We start from the raw sequence: 3144 nt of genomic DNA, 5'->3' as shown, positions 1-3144 counted from the left end.
TATTTCTGTGGGGAACGCGAAATTGGCGTACATTTAGTTTCTGGTGGTGGTCGATATTTGGGAGGCTTCGATTTTCGTCAAGGGAGTATTCAGCGGCGAATCGCTCAATATCAAGCATTGACTAATCCAGATCTATGTCTGGAATTAGCTCGAAAATTGGTTGTCTGTCGCGGACAGGGGCAGCGAAAATTGTTGATGCGCGGACAACGCGGGCAAAAAGTTATGCCAGAATCCTTGGCTCAGGCGATCGAGCAGATGAAGATGATTCTCAAACAAGTGACTCAGACTACTTCTATCCCTTCCCTGCTGGGTATGGAAGGCAATCTAGCTGCTCTGTACTTTGGTGCGCTCGATACTCTAATTAGCGATCGCGTTGATGGTAGTTTACATTTCGATCGACGTAACCGCCGTCCACCCAAAGATCGTTTTAATGCTCTATTGAGTTTTGGGTACGCACTTCTACTCAAAGATGTAACAAACAGCATTCTCACTGTTGGATTAGAACCAGCATTAGGTTTCTATCACCAGCCTCGCACTCAGGCTCCACCACTAGCTTTAGATTTAATGGAGATTTTTCGCGTTCCACTGGTTGATTCGATCGTCTTGAGTTCGATTAATCGGTTGAGCTGGGATGTCCAGACCGATTTTACCATTCGGGGTCAACAAGTTTGGTTGAGTGATGAGGGCCGGAAAAAATTCGTCGCGCTCTACGAACGTCGCAAACAAGAGAGCTGGAAACACCCCGTGACTGGTTACTCCCTGACTTACCGACGGCTGTTGGAATTAGAAGTAAGATTGCTAGAGAAGGAATGGAATGGTGAGAGTGGGTTATTTGCTCGATTGGTGGTGAGATAGAGATGGCAGAAATTAAACATTGGTATTTAATTTGCTACGATATCCGCTCGCCTAAACGCTGGCGCAAAGCCTACAAGCTCTTGCAAGGTTACGGAGATCGAGTCCAGTATTCCATTTTTCGGTGTCGGTTGACTCAACGCGATCGGGAAAAACTACGATGGGAACTAGAACAAATCTTGGTGACGGAGGATAGTCTTTTCGTGGCTGGCTTATGTCATCGTTGCGAGGAACGATTGCAAAAGTGCAATCGCCCTGGCGTTTGGGTTGACGATTTCGATTGTTTTCGGATCGTGTGAATGAAAGTACGAATCTATATTTGAGATTGTCTGCTGATTTCACTGATATGATTTAATGCACTCATCCCGATCCCTTTGATGCCATCAGGCGTTGAGCATAAACCGAACAATCACACAGTTTACATTAGATTAAATTTTAGAAATAGCAACTTTTGAGCTATCTCTTCTATCTTAATTACGCCAGATTGCACTGATGTTCTGTGGATTATACTGCTAAGATCGAAGTTGTCGCTCCCAAAATATTAGCTATGACCGATAGTGATACACCTACACAGGTTCGTGAGTTACCTGAGTTATTTTTTGAGATAAGAAAAAAAGCCCTAGCTTTCAAAGATCTCAACCAAAAAAGTTATGAACTTTTTTTAACTGATTTTTACTTAGATCCATCTGAGTGTATTTTACATGGCTCTCAACAATCTAATTTTGATTCAAAATGGAAGTGCTATGAAGATGGTACTTTTCTCAGTGAAGACCTGATTGTCCTGTTAAACTTGATTCCAGAAGCGTATGCGAAAGAGAGAGTGCTGGATATCTTCCAAAATTATCAATTAGAAGCAGCTCAAAAAATATCTATTCTCCTTGAATTAGAAGCTCAAGAAAAATACGATCGGAGATTTGAAACTGATGAAGAAAAAGAGCAGAGAATATATCTTGAATATGGAAATAGTAACTAGAATTTTTATGAACTATAGATAAATTGTGGCAAGAATTAGCATAATAGGATGATTATCATCCTATTATTAACTCGTACTGACTGAGGAAGTATGCAGTGTGAATTGCTATTGCGTCGATCTAAATTGCTGGATAAAACCAGCCTCCACTTCCCAAACATTGACTATACTGTCATATCTGCATACTCGCATTCCTCCTCTCGTTCTGTTTGTTCCTGCACTGGGATGTATGCTTGGAGCGAGGCTTCCTCTTGGATCTGCGATCGAATTGTTGCCTCGTATATTCCTGCCGAATTGAGATGCAGATCGTAGCCAACATCGTTTAAATGTTCTCTGACCATTGTGTCTATTCCTGCGTCCGCGCCAACCAGGATCTTTGCCTTGCCTGCGATTGCGGCATTAATTAATGGTAGGTACTGCGTCCGAAAATGGCGTGCTAACAACTCATTGCTGGTATCCTTCCCCGTCCGATTACCGCTGACCATTACTACATCTGTTGATTTGTAGACGGTCGCATTTGCATTATTACCCCAGTTGTCGCGATACATGGACGTGCGACTTTTGGCTTCGAGTGGAATCCCAATATATTTGTTAGCCGCGAAGCCCATGATGATATCAGTCTGAGCGCGAGACTGTAGCTTAGTCCAGTCCTTGCTGGTGCTGTACGAGTTGAGAATTGGGTTTGAACGCTTGACCCCATCTTTGACCAAAACGTGGCTGAGAGCACGATCGTTAAGGTAGGTTTGGAGTGTTGCGGTTTCTACCACAGCAAAATAACGAGTTGATTTACTATCCTCACTGGGAAGTTCGGCTTTAATTGGCAAGCCCAGGTGATAGGTGGCAGTATCCCGCTGTCGATCGTTGATAAATTCAAATACGATTGAATTATCGATTGCCATCGCGGTGCCTTTGAATCGCGTTAATACTTCGCCAGTAATTGGTTTGAGCGAGTAAGGGACTGGCTGCGATCTGTTCAGATCCAAGATCGGGGCATTTATGGATTGAGGATATCGTTCGATCCATTGTTTGAGATTATTGAGCTTAATTGATGTCCATTGGTGGGTAATAGGAATCTCGGCAAGTTTGGCTTGATAATCTGCTTGAGATACTGGCTTACCAAGTTGTTTGGAGATTGCGGTCTTATTAGCCGCAGTTAAAAGATCGGGATCGACACGTAAGACTGTATAACTACGGCGGGATTCTTCGTAAGTTTCAGGTATCCCTCGATCTAATTTTGTGAATTTGATGTTAATTTCAGGGGTATTGAAATATGCCTCAATCCGCTTAATTTTATTGTCAGGCACTACTAACTGCAATTGCTC

At 43.0% G+C, this 3144-nt stretch carries 3 protein-coding genes and 1 pseudogene; 3 read left to right on the top strand and 1 reads right to left on the bottom strand.

The window, feature by feature from the left end:
* The 3 genes from cas1 to RMO52_RS18640 all read left to right on the top strand — a co-directional run.
* Positions 1-855, top strand: an 855-nt coding sequence (gene cas1 / locus RMO52_RS18650) for a type I-MYXAN CRISPR-associated endonuclease Cas1 (RefSeq protein WP_310417247.1), incomplete at its 5' end; no start/stop codon positions are given.
* Positions 856-857: 2 nt separating this feature from the next.
* Positions 858-1151 (top strand): CRISPR-associated endonuclease Cas2, encoded by a 294-nt coding sequence (gene cas2, locus RMO52_RS18645; protein WP_310417243.1) that lies wholly within the window; start codon positions 858-860, stop codon positions 1149-1151.
* Between the two features lie 248 nt (positions 1152-1399).
* A complete protein-coding gene (locus tag RMO52_RS18640) occupies positions 1400-1825 on the top strand; it encodes a hypothetical protein (protein ID WP_310417239.1) in 426 nt (141 codons plus the stop codon).
* A 161-nt stretch (positions 1826-1986) separates the two neighbouring features.
* On the opposite strand, the pseudogene RMO52_RS18635 reads toward RMO52_RS18640, so the two are convergent.
* Positions 1987-3144 (bottom strand): annotated as a pseudogene (locus RMO52_RS18635) (hypothetical protein); the annotation flags it as partial.

The organism is Chamaesiphon sp. OTE_8_metabat_110 (assembly GCF_031382685.1).
Classification (GTDB): Bacteria; Cyanobacteriota; Cyanobacteriia; order Cyanobacteriales; family Chamaesiphonaceae; genus Chamaesiphon.
The sequence above is the reverse complement of the archived record's forward strand: the minus strand, read 5'-3'. Positions and strand labels throughout refer to the sequence as shown.

Bases quoted from the DNA above. Each gene is read 5' to 3' on its own strand.
- cas2 (WP_310417243.1), top strand. From the start codon at position 858: ATGGCAGAAATTAAACATTGGTATTTAATTTGCTACGATATCCGCTCG.
- RMO52_RS18640 (WP_310417239.1), top strand. From the start codon at position 1,400: ATGACCGATAGTGATACACCTACACAGGTTCGTGAGTTACCTGAGTTA.